This is a genomic window from Streptomyces sp. HmicA12 (genome assembly GCF_000373565.1).
Classification (GTDB): domain Bacteria; phylum Actinomycetota; class Actinomycetes; order Streptomycetales; family Streptomycetaceae; genus Streptomyces.
On sequence record NZ_KB891830.1, the window covers coordinates 1 to 5959 of the forward strand.

General features: G+C 66.6%; 6 protein-coding genes. 4 read left to right on the plus strand and 2 right to left on the minus strand.

Going from position 1 to position 5959, the window contains the following annotated elements; all coding sequences use genetic code 11:
• Together B072_RS0130165 and B072_RS0130170 are read right to left on the minus strand one after the other, a co-directional pair.
• A partial coding sequence (locus B072_RS0130165; protein ID WP_018533685.1) for an IS3 family transposase occupies positions 1-210 on the minus strand: 210 nt, incomplete at its 3' end.
• A 57-nt stretch (positions 211-267) separates the two neighbouring features.
• On the minus strand, positions 268-963 hold the full coding sequence (locus tag B072_RS0130170) for a hypothetical protein (protein WP_018533686.1): 696 nt from the start codon (positions 961-963) through the stop codon (positions 268-270).
• An 853-nt stretch (positions 964-1816) separates the two neighbouring features.
• On the opposite strand from B072_RS0130170, the gene B072_RS0130180 reads away from it, so the two are divergent.
• From B072_RS0130180 to B072_RS0130190, 4 genes are all read left to right on the plus strand, one after another.
• Positions 1817-2098, plus strand: a complete 282-nt coding sequence (locus tag B072_RS0130180) for a type II toxin-antitoxin system Phd/YefM family antitoxin (RefSeq protein ID WP_026246455.1) — start codon at positions 1817-1819, stop codon at positions 2096-2098.
• Positions 2095-2349 carry a Txe/YoeB family addiction module toxin gene (locus tag B072_RS0130185; RefSeq protein ID WP_018533689.1) on the plus strand — a complete coding sequence of 85 codons (255 nt, stop codon included), beginning with the start codon at positions 2095-2097 and terminating at the stop codon, positions 2347-2349. The genes B072_RS0130180 and B072_RS0130185 overlap by 4 nt, the downstream gene beginning before the upstream one ends.
• 86 nt (positions 2350-2435) lie before the next feature.
• Positions 2436-2990 carry a hypothetical protein gene (locus B072_RS48380; protein WP_158689265.1) on the plus strand — a complete coding sequence of 185 codons (555 nt, stop codon included), beginning with the start codon at positions 2436-2438 and terminating at the stop codon, positions 2988-2990.
• 570 nt (positions 2991-3560) lie between these two features.
• On the plus strand, positions 3561-5735 hold the full coding sequence (locus tag B072_RS0130190; RefSeq protein ID WP_026246456.1) for a DEAD/DEAH box helicase: 2175 nt from the start codon (positions 3561-3563) through the stop codon (positions 5733-5735).
• Positions 5736-5959: the final 224 nt, after the last annotated feature.

The window sequence follows — 5959 nt, forward strand, 5'->3', positions numbered from 1 at the left end:
CTCCGCCTCCAGCGGTTCCGGCGGCTGAGCCGTCTCCGGCGTCCGGCGTCCTCGCGGACGGCTTGCTCCGGCAGCCCTCACCCAGTTCCGCAAGGTCTCCGGATTGATGCCCAGATCGGCGGCGACCGACCTGATCGTCGCCTCCGGCCGCGACTCGTAGAGCGCGACCGCGTCCGCCTTGAACTCCGGCGGGTAGTTCTTCATGACCACGAGATGTCCGTTCTCAGATCCTCAGGATCCAGTGTCTCGTGTGTTCAACATCAGGGGTCAAGGCCCCACATCGGTGACCTTGAGCAACGGGTCCTGGCGGGCCTGCTCCAGGGCTGATGCGGCCCGCTTCCCGGACGCGTGTGAGAACCTCGAGGTAAGGACTCGCCGGAAGCGGGCAAGGTCGTCGAGGGTGTAGAGGAAGCCATGGTTGGTTTCCGACAGAGCGAACAGCGCCTCCACATCCGCATCACGTGCGTTGTGGAGGAGTGCCACGCCCATCAACTGATCCTCGTTCTCCCGAAGATGCGGGAGATAGCGCAGCATGTACTCGCAGTAGCGCTGGACCTGCCGGACAGGGTGCAGCTTGTTCTTCCCGTCGCCGAACCCGAGATCGACGGCGATGGGGCACAGGGGGTCCACCGTGGCGTGCCGTACCTGCTTCAGCTCAACTGCAAGGTAGGAATCCGCCTCCGTACCGGGATGCCGACCGCACAGCACCAGATCGACCGCCGAGTTGGTGTGCGGCAGGTCGACCTCAATCTGTACCTCAACTTCGTCGAGGCCGCAGTCCAGCAGAGCTTTGACTACTACGGGGAGGCTGTTGTTCCAGGAAGCGATGTCGCCCTGGCCGGCCGCTCCTCCCTTGATCCGGGAATGCTCTTGGATCAGTTTTTCGGTGAGCGGAAGGTGCGCCGATCCGTCTCGGGCCACGATGAGTCGGCCGAGCTCGGCTGCGGACAGTTGCAGGAGCACGAAGGATCCCCAGGCACGAGATGACTCGTGCGGGTGGGGGCATGTCCTTCGTGACTCCGCCGAAGCGGAGCGGAAGCCCGTCGGGCCGCAATGACGTTCTGCAGATTACCCGGTCGCGAAAGAAGGAGGGCGGGCCCCTGGGGACCCGCCCGCTGCCCCGGCTCAGCCGAGGCGGTGCACCACGAACTGCGCCAGAGCCCACGCCAGGTTCGAGCTGAGGCTCGCCACGATGCCAACAAGGACATCACGGACCCAGGTGCGAGGCTTGGGCATGTATTCGACAGCAACCACGGGAATGCGTCCCCTTCGATTTGATTGGTGACGGCGCCGGATGGCTCCCGCCGGGAGCGCACCATGGGGCTGAGTCACCAAACCGAAGGGCATCGCATGCTCCTCAGGTCACGTCGCGCACACCCTCCGAGGAAGGAGCGCGGTGCAGAGGAACGATAGTCCACGAGGGGGGAACGCGGGCAAGGAGTTAATGCATAGACGTCGACGGGCCGGTGGGGCGAGAGGCGTGGATGGAACGAGGATGTTCGGCTGGGCATCTGAGTAGCTCGTGGTGCTGGGATCGAACGCCCGTGCTGGGATGGTGCTGGGATGACCCCTGAAAACCCGCGTTTCCGCAGGTGGGAGCTCTGCACTACAGATTCCGGTTCAACGTCTGAGCGGATGGAATAACACCACGTCGCTGACGTGGCAAACATGCAGGTCAGCTAGGGCCCACCTCGGAGAGGTGGGCCCTAGCCTTTCTCCGTGCTGGATCAGCTGAGCGTCCATCAGTCGCTTCCCCTCTCGAGTGACACCAAGAGTGGTACGTTATTAGGTACCACTTGATGGGAGGGCTGACGTCATGTCCATAACTGCGAGCGAAGCGCGCAAGGAACTGTTTCCGTTGATCAAAAAGGTCAACGAGAACCACGAGGCCATCGAGATCGTCTCCAAGCACGGCAACGCTGTGCTTGTCTCGGCCGAGGACTACATGGCGCTGCGCGAGGGCTCCTACCTGCTGCGCTCGCCGGCGAACGCCCGGCGGTTGCTCAAGGCGTACGAGAACGCCCTGTCGCACATCAACGTGTCAGAGCGTGAGCTGATCGATCCCGAGTCACCGGACGCAGGTGCGGGTGCAACGTGAGGCTGGTCTTCGAGGATCAGGGCTGGGAGGACTACACGTCCTGGCTCAAGAACGACCGCAAGATGCTCGCCCGGATCAACAAGCTCATCGAAGATGTCAGGCGTGACCCCTTCGCGGGCATCGGCAAGCCGGAGCCGCTGAAGTATCACCTGCCTGGGGCCTGGTCGCGACGGATCGACGAAGAGCACCGCCTCGTCTATCTGGTGACGGACAAGGAGATCGTCATCCTCGCTGCCCGATATCACTACTGATCGGTGAGTATCCGGTGTGCTGGGACGCCTCTTCTACGCGCTGGGTTCTGGTTCAACAGTTCGTGGGGCGAAATGAGAGTCGCTGAATGGCAGATGTTACCTTCCTTAGTCAGGCCGAACCGGTTGATGAGTACGGTCGCGCTCTTTACGCAGTATCGCGATCAATTCTGAGGGCTCATTTTGATGAATTGTCGCAAGCAGACCTCGAAGACCTCAATTGCGATCGGGTTGAGGTCACGTTTCGGCAGCTCGCTAAGCTCGCTCGCCTGCACCGCGACAAGGGATCACGTGGGGACGGGTTCGAGTGGGCCGTTCACGAGGCGATTGTCGGCGGCGAACCACGCGTTACCGATCTGGTCAGCGAAGCGCCCAGGAAGGTGAGCCCTAGGGCATTCGCTGACTTGGTCAGGCCGACGTCTCTGATGTTCGGGCACGAGCGTGCGCGCCACCTCGGATTCACTGAAGCCGTCGTCAACAACGCGAGTGGTGATGCGGTGCTGCTGCCTGACGGGTCAGGTCGGCCGTTCGCATTTGGATCCAGGCGCGGTTTGCCGCCGCGACTATCAAAAGTAATTGGCATCAACTCGAAGATGGCAATGGACTCCGAGTGGCCATTGTTCCACAGGACCTGGACCTATTGACCGCAAGCTCATGTCGGTGGAAGCTCCGACATGGCTCAATATCAATGAAAAGCGCACGCCCATCATCGCACCAAGGCCGGCGTTCGAGAAGCTCGACTGACCCGGAGGTGGCAAGGGTATGCCCGGTCGGTGGTCTCGAAGTCGATTCTGACCTCATCCAGTGGCGCGTCGATCTGACCTTTGTTCGCAGGAAGCTGAACCTCCCGCGTCGCGAGGGATATACGGCAGCTGAGTGTGTGCTTACGCCCGGAAGGCGGTCCGGGGGACTCACTCACCGCCTACCGGAGTCTCCCTCAAGGTGCCCTCGACCGGGTGGCGGTGGGCAAATTCCGTGTCACGGTCGCGGGTGCTGGATGTGCTGGTTGACCTTGCACCGTGCTGGATCGGTTCTGGATGAGATCTGCGGGAACCGCGTTTCCGCAGGTGAAAGCTCTGTGTTGAAGGTTCCGCTTCAACGTCTCGTCGGAATGGTGTCACCGACGGCCCGGCCTGCGACGGAGCAGGCCGGGCCGTCGCGTTGTCCTTGGCACTCCGTACTGTGCGGGGACACAGCGAGAGAGGCCGGGCGGGATGGGGCGTAGTGAGCGGGCCGCGGTCGGCGCAGGGGAGCGGCTGCACGAAGCGGCGCGGGCCGTGGTCGGGGATCACGGGCGGGCCGTCGAGGCGGTTCGGGCCGCCCTGAAGCCGATCTGCGACGCGGCGGCGGAACAGGCGCTGGACGCCATCCCGGTGGCCCGGCTGAAAGAAGTGACCGAGGGGCGGGTGCGGTTCGGGGAAGTGGAGCGCAGCGGGCTGACGTCGGTCCGCCAGGTCCTCGACGCCGGCACCTACCGGTTGCGGCAGATCCCCGGCGTGGGCCAGCGGACCGCCGACCAGGTCCTCGCGGCGGCGCGGCAGATAGCCGAAGCCGTTCGGGAGACCATCGCCGTGCAGATCGACGTGGACCGGCCCGAGCCGCGCACCACCGCACTGGTGAGGGCTCTTCAGGTGCTCGTGGAAGCGGGCCCGGACGCGCGGCGGGCCGTCGACACGGCGACAGCGCTCTCGGAGCGGCTCGGTCCGCTGCTCGCCGAGGCCGGGCCCGCCGCGGGGCGGCTGCGGATGCTGCTGGCGGGACAGGCCGGACGGGCCCGGGCGCTGGAGGCCGTCGCGGAGGTCCGCGGGCTGACCGAGGACGCGGTACGCGGCGGTGTGCCGGAGCTGCTCGCCCAGGCATCGGTGGACCTGCTGCGCGGTACCTCGTCCGAGGTCGCGGCCTGGGTCGACTTCGAGCTGCGTTCCGCCGAGTACTACAGCCTGCTCGCGGAGATCTCCGGGAGCAGCCCCGACTCCGCCGCCGCCGAGGGGTTCCTGCCCGACGAAGTCGCCGAGCGGGTCCGCGACCAGACGCTGGACGACACGCGGCGGCGGGTGTCGCTGCGCGGCTATCAGGCCTTCGGGGCGCGCTTCGTGCTGGCGCAGCGCAAGGCGATCCTCGGCGACGAGATGGGGCTCGGCAAGACCATCCAGGCCATCGCCGTCCTGGCGCATCTCGCGGCCGGGGGCCGGAGCCACTTCATGGTCGTCTGTCCGGCCAGCGTCCTCATCAACTGGACCCGCGAGATCGAGACCCGCAGCAAGCTGCGCGTGCTGCCTCTGCACGGCCCCGACCGGCAGCGGGCGTTCGCGGAGTGGCAGGACCGGGGCGGCGTGGGCGTGACCACCTTCGAAGCCCTGCGCGGATTCCCGGCCCCCGCGGCCGGTGAGCTCGGGATGCTCGTCGTGGACGAGGCGCACTACGTGAAGAACCCGAAGGCGCGTCGCACCCAGGCCGTGACCGAATGGGCCGGGCGCAGCGACCGTGTGCTCTTCATGACCGGCACGCCCATGGAGAACCGCGTCGCCGAGTTCCGCAGCCTGGTGCGGATCCTCCAGCCCGACCTGGCGGAGGCCGTCGGCGACCGGGACCGGGTGGCCGGCTCCAAGGCGTTCCGGAAGGCCGTCGCCCCGGTGTACCTGCGCCGCAACCAGGAGGACGTGCTGACCGAACTCCCCGCGCTCCAGCGGACGGACGAGTGGGAGGAGCTGAGCGCGTCGGACGAGGAGGCCTACCGCGAGGCCGTGCACGCGGGCAACTTCATGGCGATGCGCAGAGCGGCGTACGCGAGCCCCGAGAAGTCGGCCAAGCTGCACCGGCTGTGCGAGATCGTCGGGGACGCCGCCGAGAACGGGCTGAAGGTGGTGGTGTTCTCCAACTTCAGGGACGTACTGGCGGCGGTGAAGGCGGCACTCGGCGACGTACGGAGCGCGTCCGGCGGCCAGGTGTTCGGGCCGCTCTCGGGAAGCACGCCGCCCGCGCGCCGCCAGCAACTGGTCGACGAGTACACGGCAGCGCCGGGGCACGCCGTGATGCTGGCGCAGATCGAGGCGGCGGGAGTGGGGCTCAACATGCAGGCCGCGTCCGTCGTGATCCTCTGCGAGCCGCAGATCAAACCGACCCTCGAACATCAGGCGGTGGCGCGGGCCCACCGCATGGGACAGGTGCGTTCGGTCCAGGTGCACCGGCTGCTCGCCACCCCCGGGGTGGACGAGCGGATGGTCGACATACTGCGGAACAAGTCCCGCCTGTTCGACGCCTACGCCCGGCGCAGCGCGGTCGCCGAGTCGACGCCGGACGCGGTCGATGTCTCGGACACGTCGATGGCCCGTCAGATCGTCGAGGAGGAGCAGGCGCGGCTGGGCGCGGTGCGCGAGGAGTCCGCGTGAGAGCGGTGAGCTCGGACGGGGCTGACCGGTCCCGGCCGACATCCGGACTCTAGGGCCCGTCTTCACACTCCCGTCGTCGCCCGGAGGGCGGCCTCGCGGCGTCGATGGGGTCTCCCCTGCTCGAACGGAGTTGAGAGCTTGGGGAAGCGTGCTCTCGGCGTGCCGGGTGCACGACACCCGCGATGGGCCGGACGTACTTGGCCTTGTGCCCGGTGCGGCGAATG